We start from the raw sequence: 21,751 nt of genomic DNA, 5'->3' as shown, positions 1-21,751 counted from the left end.
CTCGAGTCCCGGGCCGGCAGCCCGTTTCGTCCTCGGGAAGACAGTAGTCCGGGCGGATACAGGGCCCCATAAACGAGTAACTGCCACGGTGTCCGGCCGGCGCCCGCGCGGGTACTGTTTCCGCATGAACGACAAGTCATTGGGGCGCTGGGCGGCTCGGCTCGCGTCCGCAGCGGCAGCACTCGCGCTGGTGGCCGGATTCACCACCGCGCCCGCTTCCGCAGCAGAGGACCCGTCACAGCCTCCCGCGCCCGTGTACATCGCGCTCGGCGACTCCTACGCCGCCGGCACCGGTGGCGGGGCATACGTTGCGCCTCCGGCGGGTCTCCCGGCAGAGTGCCTGCAGACAGCGGAGGCCTATCCGGTCATCCGCAACGCCACCCTCAACCTGGCCTGTGCCGGCGCCACGACAATCGACGTGGCCGCGGTGGCTGACCGCTACGCTGCGGCCCTGAAGAGTGCCCAAGTGATAACTGTGACCGTCGGAGGAAACGACGTTGACGCGGTCCAGACCACCGTCGCCTGTACCGTCTCGGCCAGCTCACCCGCCTGCCGTTCCGCCCTGTACAACTCCCTGGCGGTGAAGCTCCGGGAACTGCCCGGCAGGATTGCCGCCATGCTGGACACCGTCAAGAAGAAGGCGCCCCACGCGCGGATAGTGCTGACCGGGTATCCCCGGCTCTTCACCGTCAGCCCTGCTTTTACGGCCGAGCAGACCCAGGGAGCCACGATGATGAATACTGCCGCCGACCTGCTCAACGCCACCATCGGCTACTCGGCACTCGTGAACGGGGTCAAGTACGTCGGCGTCGCCGAGCGGTTCAGCGGCCACGGAATCGGTTCCGCTGATCCCTGGCTCGTGCCGCCAGCGGGACTGTGCAATCCCTCGGTCAACTGCAGCCCGAGTCCGTTTGACGCTTTCCATCCCACGGCAACCGGATACTCCAGCGGCTACGCTGCGGCGCTCGCAGCGGCGCGGATCCCGTAGTCCGGCCCGGATCCTATAGAGCGGCGCGGATCCCACAGTCCGGTCGCTCCGCAGGATTCGAGGCTTACTGCCGCCGGCTCGCCGCCTCCCGGTTACCGCTGCCTTGCGAGCCGGAATTCGAGTCCGTTGCGGACCATCGGCCATTCGTGTTCCAGGATGGAAAACACCACGGTGTCCCGCAGGACGCCGTCGGCCGTGCGCATGTGGCTGCGGAGCACACCGTCCTGCTTGGCGCCCAGCCGTGCGATGGCTTCCCGGGACTGGAAGTTGTGCCAGTGGGTGCGGAACTCGACGGCGGCACAGCCGAGCGTGTCGAAGGCGTGCGCCAGGAGCAGCAGTTTCGAGTCCGGGTTACTGCCGCTGCCGTGCGAGGACGCGGCGTTCCAGGTGGAGCCGATCTCCACCCGCGGTGTATCGGCGTCGATGTTCATGTAGGTGGTCATCCCGATGACCCTGCCCGGGCCCCCGGTGACCGGATCAAGCAGCCGCGTGGTGAAGGGCAGCATGGAACCGCGGTCCTGCAGGGTCAGACGGCGGCTGATTTCGGATGCCATCTGGTCCGGGGAAGGGATGCTGGTGTACCAGAGCTTCCAGAGCTCGCCATCCCGGACCGCCTCCACAAGGCCGTCGTGGTGGTCCTCGCGCAGGGGCTCGAGGACGACGTACTTGCCGGTCAGCGTGATGGGTTCGATGGAGGTCACAGGCATCATCCTAGGCGGGGGCCGCCGCACGTGCGATCGGCACCGCCGCGCACAGTGCCGGTACCCTCGGCGGAACTTCTCGTTAGGCTGGAGCCATGCTCACCGTCGGCTCTTTCAGGGCCGGGCGGACGGGCCGGAACAACATCCATCGCAGCAGGAGGACACCGTGGCATCCCAGGTACCGGATCCTGATCCGTTGAACGACAAGCTCACCGGGCTTGAGCCGGGCGGCGGCGTGCCGCCCGGTGAAACACCGCCGGGCGAGGGAACCTCTGTAGGTCCGCAGGGCCCCCGGCTTTCCGAAGCGCGCGGTTTCAGCCAGTACCTCTGGATCATCCTGATCGGCGTCGTGGTCCTTTTTACGCTGCTTTACTTCGTCGGCTACATCGTCGGGCTGCTGTCCTAAGAGGTCAGTCGGCCCACTCGAAGAAGCCCTTGCCTGTCTTGCGGCCCAGCTCGCCGCGGGCCACTTTCTCGCGCAGGATCTGTGGCGGCGCAAAGCGCTCGCCCAGGGTGGAGGCAAGGTATTCGGCGATGCCCAGGCGCACGTCGAGGCCCACGATGTCCGTGGTCCGCAGCGGGCCCGTGGGGTGCTTGTAACCGAGCACCATGGCGTTGTCGATGTCCTCCGCGGAAGCCACCCCTTCTTCCACCATGCGCATCGCTTCAAGGGCAATGGCCACACCCAGCCTCGAGGAGGCAAAGCCGGGGGCATCATTGACGACGACGGCGGTCTTCCCCAGCGCCGCCACCCAGGCGCGGGCAGCCTGGGCGAGCGGCCCGGAGGTGTGCTCGCCCAGCACGACCTCGATCAGGGTCGACGCCGGCACCGGGTTGAAGAAGTGCAGGCCCAGGAAGTTCTGCGGCCGCGTCAATTCCCGGGCCAGCCCGTTGACGGACAATGAGGACGTGTTGGACGCCAGGTAGGCACCCGCGGCAAGGCGCTCCTCGATCCCGCGGAGCGAGGCGACCTTCAAGTCCCAGTCCTCGGGTACCGCCTCGATGACCAGCTGCCGATCCTTGAAGTCGTCATAGTCGACGCTCACGGACAGCCGGGAGACCATCTCGTCCAGATTGCCGTCGGTGGTGCCCCGCTCGATGCTTTTGGCCGCCGCGGACTCCACCCGCTCGCGGGCGGCCTCAGCGGATTGCTCATCGCGTTCGACGACGATCACGTCGGCGCCCTTAATCAGGAAGGCATGGGCGATTCCGGCGCCCATGCGGCCCCCGCCGAGCACCCCGACGAAGTCGGGAAGGGCGGCGTCGGGTACGGCGCCGTCGGGCAGGGCGGCGTCGGGCAGGGCGGCGTCGGGTACGGAGTCGGGCACGGGGGTGGTCATGTCTATTACTTCCGCTCGGAGGTCGTGGCAGCTGATTTCTTACCCGGTTTTTTGTCCAGAAAAGCCTGCATCCGGTCGAATTTGGCCTGGGACTCGAAGAGGATGCCCTGGGCCAGCTGGTCAATGAGGGGATGCGACTCGGCCGGGGCGTGGAACACGGCCTTGGTGATGCGGACCGCCAAGGGGTCCTGCCGTGCGATCCTGTCGGCAAGGGCATGGGCGGCGGCCATCAACTCGGGTGCCTCATGGATCTCCGTGATGAGGTTGACCGCGAGGGCACGTTCGGCGCGGAGCACTGCGCCGGCGAGCAGGATTTCCTTGGCGACGGCCTCACCCACGAGTTCCTTGAGCCGCCAGCTGGCACCGGCCGCGGCGAGAATGCCCAGCCCCGTTTCAGGATTGCCGATCCGTACGTCGGGGGTGCCGATCCTGAAGTCCGCGGCGTAGGCCAGCTCGGCGCCGCCGCCGAGGCAGTAGCCGTCAAGCGCGGCGATGACGGGCAGGGGCAGTTTGGCGATCCGGACAAAGATGGTGGAGTTGATGCCCTGCAGCGCGTCGTCGCGGCGGCGTTCGCGGAGCTGGCCGATGTCCGCACCCGAGGCAAAGACGCCGTCCGTGCCCGCGATGATGAGCACTTTGGGGGTCTGCTCGAGGTAGGCGCAGACCAGATGGAGTTCGTCGACCATGTGCTGGTCGATGGCATTGCGGACCTCGGGGCGGTTGAGCAGCACCACGAGCCGGTCGTCGCGTTCCTCCACCTTCAGCGTGCTGAAGCCGTCCGCGTCGAGCCCGGCCCCGGCGGCCGCCACTAGACCCGCTCCAGGAGCATCGCCGTGCCCTGTCCGACGCCGATGCACATGGTGGCGAGGCCGAGGCCGGCGTCCTCGCGTTCCATGCGGCCCAGAAGGGTGATGGCGAGCCGCGAGCCGGACGAGCCCAGCGGGTGCCCCAGGGAGATCGCTCCGCCGTCGCGGTTCACGATGTCCGGGTCCAGGTTGAGGCGCCGCATGCTGGCGAGTGACTGGGTGGCAAACGCTTCGTTGAGTTCGACGGCGGCGAGGTCACCGACGTTCAGTCCGGCCCGGGCGAGCACCTTCTGGGTGGCGGGGACGGGGCCGATGCCCATGACCTCCGGTTCGCATCCGGCGGAAGCTCCGTCGAGAATGCGGGCCCGGGGCGTGAGTCCGAAGCGTTTGATGGCGGCTTCGGAGGCCACGACGATCGCGGAGGCGCCGTCATTGAGGGTCGAGGAGTTACCGGCGGTGACCACCGAGCCCCCGGCGACGACGGGGCGCAGCCCGGCGAGGACGTCCATCGTAGTGCCCGCGCGCGGGCCCTCGTCGGTATCGACGACAGTCTCGGCCTTGCGGGTCTTGACGGTCACGGGGACGATTTCGGCGGCGAACCGGCCCGCGGCGATCGCCGCCAGGGAGCGCTCGTGCGAGCGGACGGCGAAGGCGTCGGCGTCCTCGCGGGAGATGCCGTCCACCCGGGCGACCTCCTCCGCGGTTTCCGGCATGGAGTAGGTCATCTTGCCGCCACGGGAGAACTCGCCCTGCTGGAACTGCGGGTTGACGAACCGCCAACCGATCGAGGTGTCGAAAATGTCGCCCGGCTTGGCGAAGGCGGTCTGTGGCTTTTCCTGGACCCACGGGGCCCGGCTCATGGATTCGACACCGCCGGCGACCACGATGTCCGCGGCACCGGACTTGATCATCTGGCTGGCCATGATGATGGCGCTGAGGCCCGAGGCGCACAGCCGGTTTACCGTGATTCCGGGGATGTGCAGGGGCAGTCCGGCCAGGATGGTTGCCATCCGCGCGACGTTGCGGTTTTCCTCGCCGGCGCCGTTGGCATTGCCCAGGATCACTTCGTCGATGGCCTCCGGGTCGACTCCGGCGCGGGTCACCGCCTCGCGTACCACGAGGGCTGCGAGGTCGTCGGGCCGGACAGCGGAAAGGGATCCGCCGTAGCGGCCCACGGGCGTGCGGGCACCACCCACCAGGTATGCCTGTGGTCCTGCAGCTGCTGATGCCATGGATACACCCTTCACGCGATAAACGTCTCTGTTTTTCGAAAGCCAGAAGAACGGTTACCGGAGTTTGCAGCGCGGATGGGAAAGGCGCTCATTTACCGACCGTTCGTTCTATAAAAGATTACACGGCAGGGCCAGCCGGTCAACCGGGCGGCCACGCGGGTTACGCAACGACGACGCCGAGGTGCCCGGCCAGCAGCGGCGCCAGGAGGCCGAGCTGGTACTCGTCGATCACCAGCCCGGCGAGGCTGCCCAGTCCGCTGATGGCGCGGAAGTCCGTCCCGCGGAGGTCGAAATCCTTGAGCCTGGCGCCGGTCACGTCGAGGGTGCCGATGGTGCAGTTCTTGAGCGCAACGCGGGTTGCGGTGGCGGACCCGAGGTCCAGTTCATTGATGATGCAGTCGCTGATCCGCACGTCGGCCAGCCGGGAGCCGCGCAGGTTCAGGTAATCGAGCTTGCCGCCGTCGATCCGTACGGACTGCCAGCCGCTTTCATAGAGCTCGGCGGAGCCCCAGCGCGGATTGCGGATCTCGACGTCGCGCAGGCTGCTCCGGGCCGCGGTGAAGACGGGGGCATACAGCTCGGAGAGGATGCAGTCGCGGAATGTGGCTCCGCGCAGCTGGGTCTCGTTGAAGGAGACGCCGTCGAACTCGCACTCGGCGAAATCCGTGCCGCTGAGCTCCAGCCCGTCGGCGTCCGCGCGGCTGTACCGGACGCCGTCGTACCGTTCACCCCGGCGGAAGTCCGGCGACGGGTCGTCCCGGAGGTCCTCAAGGCGGACGGGCGCCAGCCGCGGCGCCGTTACCTTGGCGGTCCGGGGCGTCTTTGGAATTGCCGCCATCAGAGCGACTCCGCCTTGGCCGCGATCTCCGCCAGGTCCTTGGCCAGGGCCCTGCGGGTGATCCGCATGCCGAGGGGCCCGAAAACGGCCATCATGGCCTTGCTGAACCGTGTGGGCTTGAGCAGTTCGGCAGCGAACGTCACGGTAAGGTCCGTCCCGCCGTCGCGCTCGGCCAGTGCGAAGTGGGTGGTGTAGCCGGCCCCGTCCTGCACCGCCTTCACCGTAGTGCTGGCGAGACCGCCACCGGGCTGCGAGGGAGGCCGGCTTTGCGCGACCCACATTTCCACGGTCTCGGCGCGCCCCATCATGGCGCGGGTCTCTTTCCAGCGGGTCCCCTCCGCATAGGCTCCCTCGGTGAGCATCTGGATGGATTTGACGCCGGACAGCGTTGCGGCCGACGCAGGGATGTCCGTGATGACCGCCCATACCTTCTCCGCCGGAGCAGCAATGTGCTGGGTAAGGCTGGTTTTGTGGTCCATGGCTCCGAGCCTAGCCGCGTACGGCGTAAAAGTGGCCCCTGAGGACAGACCGTCGGGGACAGCCCTTGAATTAGTAAGCATGCTTCGTGTTATGGTGAAACCTCGTTGAATTTCTATTGGAAACGAAAGGTGGCTCACATCATGGGTATCGGCGATAAGATTCAGGCCCAGGCAGAGCACCTTGGCGGCAAGGCCAAGGAAGCTACCGGAAACGCCACCAACAACGACCAGCTGCGCGCCGAGGGCCAGAAGGACCAGGTCGTTGCTGACGCCAAGAAGGTCGGCGAGGACGTCAAGGACGCCTTCAAGAAGGATTGATTTCGCAAGGCAGACGTCTTGCAGAACGGCGGCGCCGGACTTCCTTTGGGGGAAGGCCGGCGCCGCTTTTTTGTGCCATTATCCGTTTGCCGCGCTTGACTCCCGGTTGTTTGCGAGACTGTCCTGAACACCAACCGAGGGGTATTCCGTGGACAGCAAAGATGCACGCTTCCGCGAATCAGAAACCACCGATCCAAGCAACGTCTGGCTGGGCGCTCCCGGCCCGGGCCAGGCAGCCCCTGGTCCTGCCGGCGCACCGTCCGGGGGCTCCCGCACGCTTCGCGGCTATCTGGCGGAGCCCGAAGGCAACGGGCCGTTCCCTGCCGTGCTGATGATCCACGAGGCGTTCGGCCTGGACGCCATCACAGTGCGCCATGCGGACCGGCTGGCCGCCGCCGGCTACCTGACGCTGGCCGTAGACCTCTTCAGCGACGGAGGCGCCCGGCGGTGCCTCGTCACGACCATGCGGTCCCTCGCCGCCGGCCATGGACGCGCCTTCGCGGATTTGGCGAGGGCTGCGGAGTGGTTGCGGGAAGATGGGCGGACCACGGGAAAGATCGGCGTCATTGGCTTCTGCATGGGCGGTGGCTTCGCCCTGCTGCTGGCAAACGACGGCTTCGATGCCGCCGCGGTGAACTACGGCAGGCTGCCCAAGGACCCCGAAGCGGCCCTCGCCGGCGCGTGCCCCATCGTGGCCAACTTCGGGGGGAAGGACCGCACCCTCAGGAATGCCGCGGCAAAGCTGGAGTCCGTGCTGGACGAACTCGGGGTTGAGCACGACGTCAAGGAGTTCCCGGCCGCCGGGCACGCCTTCCTGAACGACACCGAGAAAGGGCCCAAAGCCCTTCTTCCGCTTTTCCGGGTGATGGGCATTGGCCCGCACCCCCAGTCCGCACCCGAAGCATGGAAGCGCATCGAAGACCATTTCGCCAAGCATCTGAAGGTGTGAGCCCTCAAAGCAGCGGCGGCGGCCACCTCGTGAAGGTGGCCGCCGCCGTCGTCGTACTTCCAGAGGCTAGCTGTAGAGCTGGTTCTGGGGTTCGTTGTTCTTGACCTTCTGCCAGCCGAGCCACAGCACGACGGCGAAGAACGGGATGGTGGCCAGGGTCCACAGACCCAGATGGAACACCTCGCCGGTCTTGCTCGTCATGGTGTCGAAGCCGATCAGCACGGAGATCGCCAGCAGGGCAACGAGTCCGGCCCAGCTGCTCCAGGGCGAACCGGGCATCGGCAGGCTGGAGACCCGGCCCTTTTGGTGCCGCAGAGCGATCTGGCTCGCGAAGATGGCGCCCCAGGTGAAGATCACGCCAATGGAGGCCGTGTTGAGCGCGAGGTCGAAAGCGTGGGATCCGCCCAGCCAGATGTTGAGCATGATGCCCACAAGGTAGAACACGGCGATGGCGAGGATCGCCGCGTACGGCACGTGCCGTGAGGACATCCTGGTGAGCCACGCCGGGGCGTGCCCGTTGTTGGCCATGGTGCGGAAGACACGGCCGATGGAGTAGAGGCCGGAGTTGCAGGAGGAGAGCGCGGCGGTGATGACGATCATGTTCATCACGTCGCCCACCCAACCGAGGCCCATCTGCCCGAACACGGTGACGAACGGCGACACTCCGGCCTTGTACTGGTCGGACGGCAACAGCATGGCCAGCAGGAGTACGGAGCCGACGTAGAACACGACAATGCGGAGCACGACGGCGCGGATGGCCTTGGGCACTTCACGCTTGGCATTTTCCATCTCACCGGCGGTGATGCCGACGAGTTCGATGCCGTTGTAGGCGAAGATGACGGCATTCAGGACGAGCACCATCACAAGGGCGCCCTTGGGGAACATGCCGCCCTCGTCGTGGAACAGGTTGGCCACGGAGGCATGGCCGTTGCCGACCTTGGCGTTCGTGACCACCATGAACGTGCCCACGGCCAGGAAGATGAGGATGGCGCCGACCTTGAGGCAGGACGCCCAGAATTCGAACTCGCCGAACGCCTTGACGCTGAGGAGGTTCACGGCGACCAGAAGCGCGAGCGCGGCGATGGCGGAGGCTTCGACCGGCACGTTGGGGAAGAAGAACTGGAAGTAGAGGCCGATGGCGATCAGTTCCGCGATGCCCGTCATGCCCCAGTTGATGAAGTACATCCAGCCGGCGACGAAGGCGCCCTTCTTGCCGAACATCTCGCCGGCGTAGCTGACGAAGGAGCCCGAGGTCTGGCGGTACATGATGAGTTCGCCGAGGGCCCGCATCAGCAGGTAGGCGATGACGCCTGCGATGGCGTAGGAGAAGATCAGCGCCGGGCCGGTGGAGGCCAGGCGTCCGCCGGCTCCCATGAACAGGCCGACGCCGATGGCCCCGCCCATGGAAATCATGGTCACATGGCGGCCGCTCAGGGTCTTTTTGTAGCCCTCGGCACTGAGGGTGGAGTCGACGACGGCGGATTGCGCCGGCGCGCTCTTGAGTTCTGTGGGGGTGAGTGGTGGCACAGCTGTTCCTTGTAGGTCGGAGTAGGGCCGGGACTGACCGGGATCAGATACACAAAATTCGGTGAGTCATCCACTGGGGACAACAAAGTGTACCGAACCTCACAAAGGGTCGAAGCTTCACGCGGCCTATCCATCGTACAAGCTCTTCCGGCCCAGACGTGACCGGTGCAACATTCCTCGACGGCAAGCCCAATTAAATGAGGCGGTCCCGGCGTTCGGCTGAACATTATTCTGACCCGCACTGCCGGGGACCTCGCGTGCTGCCGATACTTCGCCGGGGAACGCCGCATCTCACGTGCTCCCACCCTCGTCGGCGGCGTTAGGCTGGTTCAATGGGCACCGCTCTCCGCACTCCTCCCCCTCCCCGGCCTGAGCTTTACCGTTTTTCCCGGCTGGACGTGACCACCGCCGGACTGTACGTTGCCGTCGCCGCATTCTTCACGGCCGCCGGCGAGCTGCTGGCGCCCCTGATGCTGCAGATTTCGCACAACCCGGCCGTGGCGTCCTATGCGGTGAACCTGCTCTTCTACGGGACCGTCGGTGTCCTGGCAGTCGCCGCGGCCCGGAAGATTGCCGTGCGGGATCTCCGCGTCCTGGCCACGAGGCCGTGGTTCACGCTCCTCATGGTCCCGCTCGCCGTTGTGGTCATGATGATCCTGACGGCGGTCCTGGTCGCCATCAGCGGCCCGGTCCAGACGTCCGCGAACCAGGCCGGCCTGCAGGCCCTCATGCAGCAGGTCCCGGCGTGGCTGATGGTGCCCTTGCTCGTCATCGTGGGCCCCTTCGTGGAGGAGTACATTTTCCGCCACCTGCTGATCGGGAAGCTCAGACGGCGGGTCAACATCTGGTTTTGCTGTGCTCTGTCGGTGGTGCTGTTCGCGGCCCTTCACATAGTCGGGCAGGAAGACCTGACCCTGCCCGTGCTGATGCCCTACCTCGCCATGGGGGCCGTGCTGGTATTCGTCTATGTCTGGACCGGCATGAACGTGATGTTCTCCTACTTCGTCCATGCCGCGAAGAACATGCTGGCCGTCGTCTTCATCTACGCCATCCCGCCGGACGTCCTGGATCAGCTGCAGCGCCTTCAGGGCTAGCACCCGCGTGCGTGCGGCTTCTGCCGCCGGGGTCTTCCGGGCGGAGGGCACGGCGTCGTAGTTTCTTTCCATGACACTCAACATCCAGATCGCCGTCGACTGCCGGAAACCGCACGAGCTTGCCGACTGGTGGGCCGAAACCCTGGACTGGTCCGTGGAACCGCAGGATGAGGACTTCATCCGGTCCATGATCGGCCAGGGCTTCGCCACCGAGGCCGAAACCACCCGGCATAACGGCAAATTGGTGTGGCGCGACGGCGCTGCCATCCGGCCGCCCGAAGAACTCGATGCCAAGCCGCCGACCCGGCGCATCCTCTTCCAGACGGCCCCCGAAGAGAAAACCATCAAGAACCGCATCCACTGGGACGTGAACCTCGCCGGCGCTGACAAGGACGCCGTCCGGTCTGCACTGGAAGCACGCGGCGCCACGTACCTCTGGACCGCCAGCGAGGGACCGCACTCCTGGCACACCATGGCGGATCCGGAAGGCAACGAGTTCTGCATCAGCTGACGGGATTACTAGACTCGGACCGTGAGCAACGAAATCCCCGCCAAGGTATCCGACGTCTTTGACCCCTCCCGATGGCGCACCGTGTCCGGCTTCGACGACTTTCAGGACATGACATACCACCGGCAGGTGGAGCGCTCCGGGGACGGCACGGTGGTCCGCGACCTGCCCACTGTCCGCATCGCCTTCAACCGGCCAGAGGTCCGGAACGCCTTCCGCCCCGGCACCGTGGATGAGCTGTACCGCGCCATGGACCATGCGCGGATGACCCCGGATGTGGCAACCGTGCTCCTCACCGGCAACGGTCCCTCCCCCAAGGACGGCGGCCACTCGTTCTGCTCGGGCGGGGACCAGCGGATCCGCGGCCGGGACGGGTACCGGTACGCCGATGGTGAGACCCAGGAAACGATTGATCCGGCCCGGGCCGGCCGGCTGCACATCCTCGAGGTCCAGCGGCTCATGCGGACCATGCCGAAGGTCGTCATCGCGGTGGTCAACGGCTGGTCAGCCGGCGGCGGGCACTCGCTGCACGTCGTCTCGGACCTCACCATCGCGTCCCGCCAGCACGGCAAGTTCAAGCAGACCGACGCCACGGTGGGTAGTTTCGACGCCGGCTACGGCTCCGCGCTGCTGGCCCGCCAGATCGGCCAGAAAGCCGCCCGGGAGATTTTCTTCCTTGCCCGCGAATATTCCGCCGAGGACATGGTCCGGATGGGCGCCGTCAACGAGGCGGTGGACCACGCCCGGCTCGAGGAGGTGGCCCTGGAATACGCCGCCGACATCGCCCGGCAGTCCCCGCAGGCCCTCCGGATGCTCAAGTTCGCTTTCAACCTCGCCGACGACGGCCTGGCGGGCCAGCAGGTTTTCGCGGGAGAGGCCACCCGCCTTGCCTATATGACGGATGAGGCGGTCGAGGGCAAGGAAGCCTTCCTGGAAAAGCGCGATCCTGACTGGTCCCAGTTCCCGTACTACTTCTAAGGCACGCCGTGACTTCCTCCGTTGGAAAGATAGAACCGGCCCTTGCGGCACTGGCCGCCGCCCTCCGCGGCGAGGGCCCCGCCGTCGAGCTGTCCGCCGGCCCGGACGGAGCTCCCGTCGTTGAACTGGTGACAGCCCCGGGATACGAGGATGCCGCCGCCGTCGTGCGGACTTCCGGTTCCACCGGCACGCCGAAGGCAACCGTGCTGAGCGTCGATGCCCTGGCGGCGTCCTCGATGGCGACCGCTCTGGCGCTCAAGGGTGAGGGCCAGTGGCTGCTCGCGCTGCCGGTGCAGTACGTGGCCGGCCTGCAGGTGCTGGTCCGTTCCCTCTTCGCCGGGACCCGGCCGTGGGTCATGGATGGCACCGGCGGCTTCACCCCGGAGGCTTTCACCGCCGCAGCGCTCGAACTGACGGACAAGATCCGGTTCACCTCGCTGGTCCCGACCCAGCTGCAGCGGCTGCTGGAGTCCCCCTCGTCCGACACGCTGGCCGTGCTGCGTCGCTTCAACGCCGTGCTGCTCGGCGGCGCTCCGGCGCCCCCGGAGCTGCTGGCCTCGGCCCGGACGGCCGGTGTACGGGTGGTGACCACCTACGGTTCCGCCGAGACCTGCGGGGGCTGTGTGTACGACGGCGTTCCCCTGGACGGTGTCGAAGTCCGGCTGGCTGAGGACGGGCGCATCCTGCTCGGTGGCGCAACGATCGCTGCAGGTTACCTGGGCGCCGCCGAACTCACTGCAGAGGCCTTCGTCGAGGACGGCGGGACCCGCTGGTACCGCACCAACGACCTCGGCGAATTCGACAGTGATGGCCGCCTGGTGGTTCTGGGCCGCGCGGACGATGTGGTCATCACCGGCGGAATGAAGGTGTCCGCCGCGCACGTGCAGGCCGAGCTGGAAAAGCTCGACGGCGTCCGGGCGGCCTTTGTCGCGGGCGTTCCGTCGTCCGAGTGGGGGCAGGCCCTCGCCGCCTATGTGGCGCTGGCCGACAGCTCCCCCGAAGGGATCCGGAACTTCACCGCAGGCGCTGCCTGGGCGCCGGCGCTGGGCAAGCTTGCTCCGAAGACGGTGCTGGCCGACAGCGGACTGCTGATGCTGCCCAACGGGAAACCCGACCGGCTGGCCATGACGGTTCGGCTCACAGAGCTCCATCAGGGAAAATAGACAGGCCGGGCACTCCCGGCGTCGCCGAACCAACACGAGGTACTGAACGTGGCTACAGCCGCTCAATGGATCCAAGGCGCCCGTCTGCGCACCCTGCCGGCCGCGATCGCGCCCGTACTGATCGGCACCGCGGCCGCATATGAGCTGGGCGGGTTCCGCCTGCTGAACGCCGTGCTGGCCGCTCTCGTGGCCCTGCTGCTCCAGGTCGGCGTGAACTACGCCAACGACTACTCGGACGGAATCCGCGGCACCGACGAGGACCGGGTGGGCCCCCTGCGGCTGGTCGGCTCCGGCGCGGCGAAGCCCGAGCAGGTCAAGTACGCCGCCTTCGCCGCGTTCGGGCTGGCGATGGTGTTCGGCCTCGTGCTGGTGATCCTGACGCAGGCATGGTGGCTGATCCTCGTCGGGATTGGGTGCGTCCTGGCAGCCTGGGGCTACACCGGCGGCAAGAACCCGTACGGCTACATGGGCCTGGGCGATGTGTTCGTGTTTGTCTTCTTCGGACTCGTCGCCACGCTCGGGACCACTTACACGCAGGCGGGCCAGCTGAGCCTCGCGGCGATCATCGGCGCCATCGGCACCGGCTTGATTGCGTGCGCCCTGCTGATGGCCAACAACGTCCGCGACATCCCCACGGACCGGAAGGCCGGCAAGAAGACCCTCGCGGTGCGGCTCGGGGACAAGCATGCCCGCGAAAGCTACGTGCTGATGCTGGCCGTGGCCATCCTGCTGGTGATTGTGCTGGCTCCCGGACGGCCCTGGATGCTCATCGTGCTGCTGCTCATTCCGGCCAGCCTGATGCCGTCCTGGCTGATGATCGCCGGCCGGCGGCGCAAGAGCCTGATCCCGGTACTCAAGCAGACTGGGTTGATCAACCTCGGGTATGCCGTCCTGTTCTCGCTCGGACTGGTGCTGAGCCACGGGTTCTAGGCTCGGGTTTGCCTCGGTTTGGCCGGCGGCTGGCGCCCAAGCCCGGTGGGGCCTCGACGTCCTGCGCGATCCGGCCCCCCTGGGACCGTTGCGTTCTAAGAATCCTTGCGGGGTTTGTCCCGCTGGACGGTGATGTCCGGGTTCGCGTCGACGAGGCGGTCTTCGGCGTCGGCATCGGCTACTTCGCCCATGGACCGACGCGGCTTGACCTTGCCGGAAAACCGGTCATGCAGCGTTGCGGTCGCAGCATCGCGCTGCTTCTGGAAGAAGAGGTAGCTGATGGCGAAGGCCATCATGCCAGCGCAGAGGACGGCGAGGAGCCAGCCCAGCTGCAGGTACACGAACAGCGCGAACAATGGCACGAACAGTGCGAGCCGGATCAGGGAGTATTTCAGGAATGCCACACTTCCAGTTTACCGCCGGCGGCCGGGGCGCCCCGCCGGCCGTCCGTGCGGCTCCGGCCCGGCGTCCCTGTGGCCGGAGCAGTGGGCCGCGCCGGAGACTCGCCCGGACGCTAGACTGATTACATGCTCCGTGTAGTGGTCGTCGTTACCGTTCTCGTCGTGTTCGTCTACGGACTTGTCGACGTGATCCGCACGGACCGGCGCCAAACGAAGGGCATTTCGAAGCCCGCCTGGATCGTGGTGCAGGTCGTCCTTCCTGTGATCGGCGCCGTCCTGTGGTTCCTGATCGGACGCCCCCGCGGGACCGGTCCGAGCCCTGCCAGCTACAGCCATCCCGTCGCCCCGGACGACGACCCGGACTTCCTGCGGAACCTTGAGATCCGGCGTCGGAATCAGGCTGAAGCCGAACGGCTCCGGAAGCTCAAGCGCGAGATGGACGCCAAGGACCGCAAGCTCGGCGGCGAAGGCCCTGCCCAGGGACACGGCTCCGGTTCCGATGAGGCCCACGGTTCCGGCGACGCCGGCACGCCAGGCACCGACGAGGTCAAGTAGACCTCTCTTGCTCCACTGAGTCTTCCCAACCGGGCTCCACCGGGCTCCCGCCAGCGCCGGTCGGCTTCCAACGGCCGCGTTGGTCACGATTTGCCACATCCGGCCGCTATCCGAGCCCCCGTAACGGCCATATTCGGCTAAACGATGAGCGAGACGAACCGAGGCTTAACGTGAGCCAGACCGAATCACACGGCCCTCCCCCGCGGTCAGGCCCCGCTTTGCGCCCGCTTGCCCCCTGAGGCCGCCCCAGCTGCCCCTCTCCCGCGATTTGCCACATACGGCCGCTATCCGAGCCATAGTAACGGCCATATTCGGCGAAACGGTGAGCGAGACGAACCGAGGCTTAACGTGAGCCAGACCGAATCAGACGGCCCTCCTCCGCGAGACGGCCCTCCCCCGCGATTTGCCATATCCGGCCGCTAAGCGAGTAACCATAGCGGCCACCTTCGGCGAAGCGATGAAGCTACCGCCCGGCCCGCGAGGGCTGTGCGGCACGGCACCAGCCCTCCACAGGCGAAACTTCTGTGGATAACCGGTGAGCGCTCCCGGATCCAGCTCACAATTCATCCATGCGCCATCCGCACGACCTTCCCAACCACCTCATGTCCGGACCGTTCACTGTGGCACAGGCTCGCTCTGCTGGGCTGAGCCGGCGCCGGACGCGCGCAGCGGACCTGGTCAGCCCGTGCCACGGAGTACGCGCCGCCGCCAAGGCCGACGACGGCCTGCTCGAACGCGTTCGTGCCCTCACGATCGCCACCGGCGCCGTCGTAAGCCACATTTCGGCAGCCGTGCTTTGGGGCTTCCCTCTGCCGCTCGCCGTCGAACGCCGCAATGCCGTCCACCTGACGACGCAGCCCGGACGGCGCGTGGTGCGTCGTAAGGATGTCGTGGGCCACCAACAAGTGCTCGCGCCGGAGGACATCACTGTCGGTCGTCGGGTGGCTTGCACCTCTCCTCTACGGACGTGGTTGGATCTCGCCGGCATCCTGAGCACCGATGAGCTAGTGGTTGCCGGTGACTTCCTCGTTCGGCGGAGGAATCCGTTGACCACCCTGGGGGAGCTGGACGCGTACCTCGATGGCAAGCAGGGACGCCCAGGTTATCGGAGGGCCATGAGGGCGCGCGCCCTGGTCCGCGCCAACACCGATTCACCCAAAGAAACCGAGCTTCGCCTCCTCCTGCTCTGCCATGGACTGCCTGAACCTGCGATCAACGTCCCGATATTCGACCAGGACGGCCGCTGGCTTCAGGACCCTGATCTCTCGTACGAGGACGAGAAGGTAGCGATCCAGTACGACGGCGGCCACCATGCAACTCCGGCCCAGCGACGCAGCGATATCTTCCGTGACGAGAATGCCAGAGACGCCGGCTGGCGGGTCGTCGTCCTGACGCAGTGGGATCTGACACCGATCGAGCCGGGGATGGAGCCCAGCGCTGTGGTCCGGGTCAGGGCTGCCCTTAGGGACCGCGGATGGAGTCCCGCCCCGGCAGGGCGCCGGGGCCGAGGTCGTCGCGTCGTGCCGACGATGTGACGCAAAAGGCCGCTTAGCGAGACGCCGTAGCGGCCTTTTATGGCAAAGCACGACGCCTGAGCGGTCTTTTGTGGCAAATCGCCGGGCGATGCCCCGGAACAGTATTCCGAGCCGAGCTCATCCCGGGCTGGGCTCAGGCCGGGCCGGGCTTGGACCGGTGCCAATCCTCGGCCCCGGGCGGTGCCAACCCCAAGGCCCGGGCCGGTTTCGCCGCCCGGCCCCGACGATGTGACACCAAAGGCCGCTAAGGGAGACCTCTTAGCGGCCTTTGGTGTCAGACTACGGGTCGGCCGGGAGACGATGCAGCCGCCCCGACAGCCCCTACAGTCCTGAGTAGGAGTGGAGGCCGTTGAAGAACTGGTTCACGATGGTGAAGTTGAAGACCACGCAGAGGTAGCCGACAATCGACAGCCAGGCCGCACGGGTTCCGGTCCAGCCCCGGGTGGCACGGGCGTGCAGGTAGCCTGCATAGACCACCCAGATCACGAACGTCCAGACTTCCTTGGTGTCCCAGCCCCAGAACCGGCCCCAGGCCTTCTCGGCCCAGATGGCTCCGAACATGAGGGTGAAGGTCCAGCCCACGAAGGCGATGGCGTTGATCCGGTAGGACAGGTTCTCAAGGCTGAGCGCCGACGGTACGAGCCGCATGAAGCCCAGCTTGTCCGCACCCCCCGCTGCAACCGTTTTCTGCCGGTGGGCCTGGACCAGCTGCAGGGCGGACATCGCAAAGGTCAACGTGAAGAGGGCGGAGGAGATCACTGCGATGGAGACGTGGATGATCAGCCAGTAGCTCTGCAGGGCGGGAACGAGATGGCCCACGGGCGTCCAGAAAGCCACAGCCGCCGCGACCAGCATAATGATGGCCAGGCCGATCACGAAGGTCCCCAGGAACCGGAGATCGCGACGGATCAGGACCAGCAGGAAAACAGCCACGGCCACGAAGGCGCCGGTGGTCAGGAACTCGTACATGTTGCCCCACGGCACGCGGCCCGCTCCCAGGGCGCGCGTGATCACGCCCGCCGCATGGATCGCGGCACCCAGAACGGTCACTGCGACAGCAACGCGGGCGGGCGCGCGGCGCTCGGCGGCGTAGCGCATGCCGGCGTCGGCGGTTCCGCCGATTCCGGCTGCGGGCCCGCTGGAGTCGCGGGAGACGGACGACGACGGACGCTCGGCACGGCCCGCGGGCCCGGCCACGGCCGATCCGGCGCGATCGACCACACCCGTGGACCCGACGCCGGCAGCAACCGGGACGCGCGTGGCTCCGGCACCGGCGGCCCCGGAGAGCTCAGCAGCTTTAAGGTCGACGGCGCGCAGCACCTTGCTGCTCTTGGCCAGGTCCCAGGCGAACGCGATGAATGCCACGGTATAGGTGCCGGCCGCGAGGAGCATGAACAGCTCGCTGTACTGGCCCATGGTTTCGTTGATGGGGAACATTACGAATCCTTCTTTGGCTCGGGCGAGCCGGCTGATGACGGAATGAAGTCTGTTGCGGGGTGGTCCGCGGAGGCCGGCTCCCGGCCGGCCAAGGCCCCGGCTGCGTCCGAACGGCTATTATCCGCGTTCCCGCTGGGAGCTGACTGGGAGTCTGCTGCCGTAGCGGATCCTGCCGCGTCCGGCGTCGCGTCGGGGGCGGCGTCGCCGAGCTTCCATGTCTCCGCGAGCAGCGCCCGGATCCTGGCCGCTTCGCCGGCGAGCCGGTGGTTTTCGCCGCGTGCCAGAAGGCCGTATTCCACCATGGTGCGGCCGTCCTCGTGGGTCCCGGTCCGCACCCAGACGCGCCGCCGGTCCACGTACAGCGAGGTGACCAGCCCGGCGACCGCCAGGAGTGCGAAAACCAGGGCGCCCAGCTGTCCGGGGTTGTGGTGGATGTCGACGCCGACGTAGCGCTTGACGCCGTCGAAGCTGATGGAGCCCTTGCCGTCGGGCAGGGTGTAGCTGGCCCCGGGCGCCAGGGTGATGCCCCCGGCCTCCAGGTTGCGCGCGTTGAGCGGCTTGAGCTTCTGCACGTCGAGCTCGAAAACGTTCTGCGGGGCGCCCTGGTTCAGGCCGAGGTCACCGAAGTACGAGTTCAGCGTCAGCTGGGGATTGAACAGCTCCGGGTCACCGCTGAAGGACACGCCCTTGTCGGTGACGAAGGCGGTGGGCAGGAAGAAGCCGGCGAACGCGAGCTGTTCGGGTTTGGCGTCCGGCACCTTGATGACCACAGACGAGTAGTAGTTCTCGCCCTGGAGCTTGGCGACGACCGGGCCCTGCATGGCGACGTTGCCGGCGCCGTCGCGGATGGTGACGATGGGGGCGTAACCGTTGCCGGTGAGGTACACGCTGGTACCGCCAAGCGAGAGGGGATCGTTGACCTTCAGCACCTCTTTTTTGGCGGGCGCGTCCGGGGACTCCTTGGTGGTCACGTCGGCCTTGAAGTCGATGGGCTGGCCGAATTTGCCCTGCGATTCACGGTCGAAGGTGATCTGGAACTTGTCCAGCTGGACCGAGTAGGGCTGCAGCTGGCTGCTCTGGAAGTTCGTGCCGGGGTTGAACTGGTCGTAGCCGACGAGGGTGTTCACGAAGGTGTCGCCCTCCACCAGGATCCGCTGTCCGCTGTAACCGAACAGGCCCCCGATCGCGACCGAAACCAGCACTCCGATCAGCGCGGTGTGGAAGACCAGGTTGCCGACCTCGCGCAGGAAGCCGCGCTCCGCACCCAGGGACGGCCGCGCGCCGTCGCGGTCCCGGATGTCTACGCGGTAGCCGCGCGCTTTCAGTAGTCCTGCGGACTGCGTGATGGCGGCCGACGCCGGGATCCCGGCTTCGGCGGGGATGACCAGTGTGCCGTACTCGGGCAGGCGGGAAAGCCGAGCCGGAGTGCGCGGCGGCTGCGAGCGCATGGCCTTGTAGTGGGCGATGGCCCGGGGAACCACGCAGCCGATCAGGGAGATGAACAGCAGGATGTAGATGGCGGAGAACCAAGCGGAGGAGTACACGTCGTACAGCTGCAGCGAGTCTAGGAGCTTGCCGTACTCGGGATGGTCCTTGATGTACTGCGTGACGGTGGCGGGGTTGGCGGGCCGCTGCGGGAACAGCGAGCCGGGCACCGCAGCGACAGCGAGCAGCAGCAGGAGAAACAACGCCGTGCGCATACTGGTCAGCTGGGTCCAGGCCCAGCGGAGCATGCCCACCGGTCCAAGCGTCGGCAGAACAGCGTCCGCCTTGGCCGCAGCGGGCCGGCCCGGGCCGCCGGCCTTTCCGTCGTGCGCGGTGCCGGGGGCGGGGGTCTTTTTCTCTACGTTCACTCGCTCGCTCATCAGATCGGCAATTTCACATCGGTTTGGAACCAGTACTGCAACCCGGAAACCCAGGTCCCCCACACACCGCTGGCCATCAGCAGGCCCAGCACGATCAGGATCCCGCCGCCGGTGCGCTGGATGGCGAGCCGGTGCTTGCGGAAGAAGGACATCACACCGACACCGCGGCGCACGGCCAGCGCGATCAGCAGGAAGGGTATGCCGAGTCCCAGGCTGTACACGAAGGCCAGGAAGGCCCCCTTGGCCGCGGAGGATCCGCCGGAAAGGCTCAGGAGCTGGACCGCGGAATACGTGGGGCCGATGCACGGCGCCCAGCCCAGGCCGAAGGTGATGCCCAGCAGGGGCGCGCCCCAGAGCCCGGCCGGCGGCTTGGCGTGGATCTTGGCGTCGCGCTGGAGCCAGCCGAAACCCCCGAGGAAGACGACACCCATAATGACGACCAAAATGCCCAGGACCTGGGTGATCCAGCGGTTCCCCGAGCCCGTGATGAGCGTCCCCAGCTGGCCGAAGGCCCCGCCGAGCAACACGAAGACCACGGAGAAGCCCAGGACGAAGAGCCCGATTCCGGCCAGCATCCGGCCGCGTTTCTGCTTCTGGAGGTCCACCCCGGTGAGCCCCGTGACGTAGCCCAGATAACCCGGCACGAGGGGCAGCACGCACGGCGACAGGAAGGAGACCAACCCGGCCAGCAGCGCCACCGGGATGGCCAGCAGGAGCGAGCCGTTGAGGATGGCTTCGGCGAAGGGACTGTTCATGGGGTGCCCGTTACTCCGCCACGGCAGCGGCGATAAGGGATTTAAGCGTCCCTTTCTGGATCTCGCCAAGGACCCGGGAGGCGACCCGCCCCTGCTTGTCCAGCACCAAGGTGGTGGGCACGGCGCCGGGCGGCACGAGCCCGGAGACGGCCAACAGCACGGCGCCGTCCTTGTCGTTGAAGCTGGGGTACGTGAGGTTGAACGTCTTGTCGAACGCGTCCGCGGTTGCTGCCTCGTCGCGGAGGTTCACACCGTAGAACTGCACGCCCTGGCTTTTGAACTCCTGGTGCAGGGCCTCCAGTGAGGGCGCTTCCACGCGGCACGGGGCGCAGGCGGCAAACCAGAAGTTGAGCACGGTGACCTTGCCCTGGAAGTCCCCGGCCGTCACCGTGGTGCCGTCGAACAGCTTGCCGTGAATGTCCGTGGGGCTCTTGCGGTCGGCGGCGGCAAATTCCGTCACCGACCCGTCGCCGGCCACGTAGTTCTTGTTGTCGCCTGCCTTGGCCTGTTTGGCCAGCGCATCTTCCTGGGCACACCCGGAGAGTCCCAGTACGACGGCGAACGCCGCGCCGCCGGCGGCCAGGACGCTGCGGCGGGTCACTGCCGCCCGGGCCGGTTTCGCCTCGGGCCGGCCGGCGTTGCTTCCGGTCATGCTCAGGCTCCCGGGGTGCTGGAGGCACCAGGCAGAAGGGCGGCAGCAGGCTCGCCGTAATCGACCCGCACGAGGCTGCCGGCGTCGTCGAACACCAGGGACGTGACGGAGGTGAGCGTGCATTCCCGCTTCCGCGGGTCGTGCCAGAGGGGTTTGCCTTCGGCGCTGAGCCGGGTGGCCCAGATGGGCAGCTGGTGGCTCACGAGGATGGCCTCGGCGTCCGCTCCCCCGAGTTCAATGGCCCGAAGCCGCGCATCCTGGACGGCCGCAATCACCCGGGCAGCCTGCTGCTTGTAGGGCTCCCCCCAGGAGGGCCGGAGCGGGTTGCGGAGCTTGGGCCAGTGCTTCGGCTTGAGGAGTTCCGCCTTCGTGACGTGGAGCCCCTCGAAATAGTTCTCTGCCTCGATGATCCGCTCCTCGGTGGTGATGTCGAGGTTGAGCGCTTCGGTGATGGGCTGCGCCGTCTCTTGGGCACGGGTCAGCGGAGAGGCGGCCAGGTGCACGATGTTCACCCCTTGGGCTGCACGGTCGTGGAAGTACTCCGCAAGTGTCTCCGCCATCTGCCGGCCGAGCTCGGACAGGTGGAATTCCGGCAACCGGCCGTAGAGGACGGCGTCGGGATTGTGGACCTCGCCGTGGCGGAGCAAATGAACGATGGCGTGGGGCATGTGTACCAGTTTCTCAAAGGGCAGGGTCAATG

The 21,751-nt window shown here is 66.9% G+C and carries 24 protein-coding genes; 11 read left to right on the top strand and 13 right to left on the bottom strand.

The window, feature by feature from the left end; all coding sequences use genetic code 11:
• Positions 1-124 precede the first annotated feature (124 nt).
• Positions 125-988, top strand: coding sequence for an SGNH/GDSL hydrolase family protein (locus tag QFZ65_RS05010; RefSeq protein WP_306908607.1), 864 nt, complete (start codon positions 125-127; stop codon positions 986-988).
• Between the two features lie 92 nt (positions 989-1,080).
• Here QFZ65_RS05010 and QFZ65_RS05005 read toward each other — a convergent pair whose 3' ends face one another.
• Positions 1,081-1,689 carry a GNAT family N-acetyltransferase gene (locus tag QFZ65_RS05005; RefSeq protein WP_306908605.1) on the bottom strand — a complete coding sequence of 203 codons (609 nt, stop codon included), beginning with the start codon at positions 1,687-1,689 and terminating at the stop codon, positions 1,081-1,083.
• Between the two features lie 166 nt (positions 1,690-1,855).
• On the opposite strand from QFZ65_RS05005, the gene QFZ65_RS05000 reads away from it, so the two are divergent.
• The gene (locus QFZ65_RS05000; RefSeq protein WP_306908603.1) at positions 1,856-2,095 is read left to right on the top strand and encodes a DUF6480 family protein; all 240 of its coding nucleotides are present in this window, start codon (positions 1,856-1,858) and stop codon (positions 2,093-2,095) included.
• A 4-nt stretch (positions 2,096-2,099) separates the two neighbouring features.
• Here QFZ65_RS05000 and QFZ65_RS04995 read toward each other — a convergent pair whose 3' ends face one another.
• The 5 genes from QFZ65_RS04995 to QFZ65_RS04975 all read right to left on the bottom strand — a co-directional run bounded on the left by QFZ65_RS04995 (position 2,100) and on the right by QFZ65_RS04975 (position 6,384).
• On the bottom strand, positions 2,100-3,029 hold the full coding sequence (locus QFZ65_RS04995; RefSeq protein ID WP_306908601.1) for a 3-hydroxyacyl-CoA dehydrogenase family protein: 930 nt from the start codon (positions 3,027-3,029) through the stop codon (positions 2,100-2,102).
• Between the two features lie 5 nt (positions 3,030-3,034).
• On the bottom strand, positions 3,035-3,838 hold the full coding sequence (locus QFZ65_RS04990; protein WP_306908599.1) for an enoyl-CoA hydratase/isomerase family protein: 804 nt from the start codon (positions 3,836-3,838) through the stop codon (positions 3,035-3,037).
• A complete protein-coding gene (locus QFZ65_RS04985; protein WP_306908597.1) occupies positions 3,838-5,067 on the bottom strand; it encodes an acetyl-CoA C-acyltransferase in 1,230 nt (409 codons plus the stop codon). The genes QFZ65_RS04990 and QFZ65_RS04985 overlap by 1 nt, the downstream gene beginning before the upstream one ends.
• A 160-nt stretch (positions 5,068-5,227) precedes the next feature.
• Entirely contained in the window at positions 5,228-5,905 is a 678-nt protein-coding gene (locus QFZ65_RS04980) for a pentapeptide repeat-containing protein (protein ID WP_306908595.1), read from the bottom strand.
• Positions 5,905-6,384, bottom strand: a complete 480-nt coding sequence (locus QFZ65_RS04975; RefSeq protein WP_306908593.1) for an SRPBCC family protein — start codon at positions 6,382-6,384, stop codon at positions 5,905-5,907. Before QFZ65_RS04975 ends, QFZ65_RS04980 begins: the two co-directional genes overlap by 1 nt.
• Positions 6,385-6,525: 141 nt before the next feature.
• Between QFZ65_RS04975 and QFZ65_RS04970 the strand changes: the two genes are divergently transcribed.
• Together QFZ65_RS04970 and QFZ65_RS04965 are read left to right on the top strand one after the other, a co-directional pair.
• Entirely contained in the window at positions 6,526-6,702 is a 177-nt protein-coding gene (locus QFZ65_RS04970) for a CsbD family protein (protein ID WP_306908592.1), read from the top strand.
• A gap of 208 nt (positions 6,703-6,910) precedes the next feature.
• Positions 6,911-7,651 carry a dienelactone hydrolase family protein gene (locus tag QFZ65_RS04965; protein ID WP_306912500.1) on the top strand — a complete coding sequence of 247 codons (741 nt, stop codon included), beginning with the start codon at positions 6,911-6,913 and terminating at the stop codon, positions 7,649-7,651.
• A gap of 66 nt (positions 7,652-7,717) precedes the next feature.
• Here the strand turns inward: QFZ65_RS04965 and QFZ65_RS04960 are convergent, their stop codons facing one another.
• Positions 7,718-9,178 carry an amino acid permease gene (locus QFZ65_RS04960; protein ID WP_306908590.1) on the bottom strand — a complete coding sequence of 487 codons (1,461 nt, stop codon included), beginning with the start codon at positions 9,176-9,178 and terminating at the stop codon, positions 7,718-7,720.
• A gap of 332 nt (positions 9,179-9,510) precedes the next feature.
• On the opposite strand from QFZ65_RS04960, the gene QFZ65_RS04955 reads away from it, so the two are divergent.
• The 5 genes from QFZ65_RS04955 to QFZ65_RS04935 all read left to right on the top strand — a co-directional run bounded on the left by QFZ65_RS04955 (position 9,511) and on the right by QFZ65_RS04935 (position 13,851).
• Positions 9,511-10,272: a CPBP family intramembrane glutamic endopeptidase gene (locus QFZ65_RS04955; RefSeq protein WP_306908588.1), complete on the top strand. Its 762-nt coding sequence runs from the start codon at positions 9,511-9,513 to the stop codon at positions 10,270-10,272.
• Positions 10,273-10,342: 70 nt separating this feature from the next.
• Positions 10,343-10,783: a VOC family protein gene (locus QFZ65_RS04950; protein WP_306908587.1), complete on the top strand. Its 441-nt coding sequence runs from the start codon at positions 10,343-10,345 to the stop codon at positions 10,781-10,783.
• A gap of 21 nt (positions 10,784-10,804) precedes the next feature.
• Entirely contained in the window at positions 10,805-11,758 is a 954-nt protein-coding gene (locus tag QFZ65_RS04945) for a 1,4-dihydroxy-2-naphthoyl-CoA synthase (RefSeq protein ID WP_306908585.1), read from the top strand.
• Positions 11,759-11,766: 8 nt separating this feature from the next.
• On the top strand, positions 11,767-12,921 hold the full coding sequence (locus QFZ65_RS04940) for an AMP-binding protein (RefSeq protein ID WP_306908583.1): 1,155 nt from the start codon (positions 11,767-11,769) through the stop codon (positions 12,919-12,921).
• A gap of 48 nt (positions 12,922-12,969) precedes the next feature.
• Positions 12,970-13,851 carry a 1,4-dihydroxy-2-naphthoate polyprenyltransferase gene (locus tag QFZ65_RS04935; RefSeq protein WP_306908581.1) on the top strand — a complete coding sequence of 294 codons (882 nt, stop codon included), beginning with the start codon at positions 12,970-12,972 and terminating at the stop codon, positions 13,849-13,851.
• A 95-nt stretch (positions 13,852-13,946) separates the two neighbouring features.
• Here QFZ65_RS04935 and QFZ65_RS04930 read toward each other — a convergent pair whose 3' ends face one another.
• A complete protein-coding gene (locus QFZ65_RS04930; RefSeq protein WP_306908579.1) occupies positions 13,947-14,255 on the bottom strand; it encodes a DUF4229 domain-containing protein in 309 nt (102 codons plus the stop codon).
• A gap of 123 nt (positions 14,256-14,378) precedes the next feature.
• Between QFZ65_RS04930 and QFZ65_RS04925 the strand changes: the two genes are divergently transcribed.
• Together QFZ65_RS04925 and QFZ65_RS04920 are read left to right on the top strand one after the other, a co-directional pair.
• Positions 14,379-14,807, top strand: a complete 429-nt coding sequence (locus tag QFZ65_RS04925) for a PLD nuclease N-terminal domain-containing protein (RefSeq protein ID WP_306908577.1) — start codon at positions 14,379-14,381, stop codon at positions 14,805-14,807.
• 569 nt (positions 14,808-15,376) lie between these two features.
• The gene (locus QFZ65_RS04920) at positions 15,377-16,342 is read left to right on the top strand and encodes a hypothetical protein (RefSeq protein WP_306908575.1); all 966 of its coding nucleotides are present in this window, start codon (positions 15,377-15,379) and stop codon (positions 16,340-16,342) included.
• Between the two features lie 321 nt (positions 16,343-16,663).
• Here the strand turns inward: QFZ65_RS04920 and ccsB are convergent, their stop codons facing one another.
• Genes ccsB through QFZ65_RS04895 form a run of 5 tightly spaced genes read right to left on the bottom strand, consistent with a single transcriptional unit; the run spans position 16,664 to position 21,719 of the window.
• Positions 16,664-17,779, bottom strand: coding sequence for a c-type cytochrome biogenesis protein CcsB (gene ccsB, locus QFZ65_RS04915; RefSeq protein ID WP_306908574.1), 1,116 nt, complete (start codon positions 17,777-17,779; stop codon positions 16,664-16,666).
• Complete coding sequence (locus QFZ65_RS04910; protein WP_306908573.1) at positions 17,779-19,644, bottom strand: cytochrome c biogenesis protein ResB; 1,866 nt, start codon at positions 19,642-19,644, stop codon at positions 17,779-17,781. The genes ccsB and QFZ65_RS04910 overlap by 1 nt, the downstream gene beginning before the upstream one ends.
• Positions 19,644-20,399 (bottom strand): cytochrome c biogenesis CcdA family protein, encoded by a 756-nt coding sequence (locus QFZ65_RS04905; RefSeq protein WP_306908572.1) that lies wholly within the window; start codon positions 20,397-20,399, stop codon positions 19,644-19,646. Before QFZ65_RS04905 ends, QFZ65_RS04910 begins: the two co-directional genes overlap by 1 nt.
• 10 nt (positions 20,400-20,409) lie before the next feature.
• Positions 20,410-21,051 carry a TlpA disulfide reductase family protein gene (locus QFZ65_RS04900; protein WP_306908570.1) on the bottom strand — a complete coding sequence of 214 codons (642 nt, stop codon included), beginning with the start codon at positions 21,049-21,051 and terminating at the stop codon, positions 20,410-20,412.
• A 2-nt stretch (positions 21,052-21,053) separates the two neighbouring features.
• Positions 21,054-21,719 carry a histidine phosphatase family protein gene (locus QFZ65_RS04895; protein WP_306908568.1) on the bottom strand — a complete coding sequence of 222 codons (666 nt, stop codon included), beginning with the start codon at positions 21,717-21,719 and terminating at the stop codon, positions 21,054-21,056.
• Between the last annotated feature and the right edge of the window lie 32 nt (positions 21,720-21,751).

Source organism: Arthrobacter sp. B3I9 (genome assembly GCF_030816935.1).
In the GTDB taxonomy this organism is placed as follows: domain Bacteria; phylum Actinomycetota; class Actinomycetes; order Actinomycetales; family Micrococcaceae; genus Arthrobacter.
Note: the sequence above shows the minus strand (reverse complement) of the source record. Positions and strands in the feature narration are given on the sequence as shown.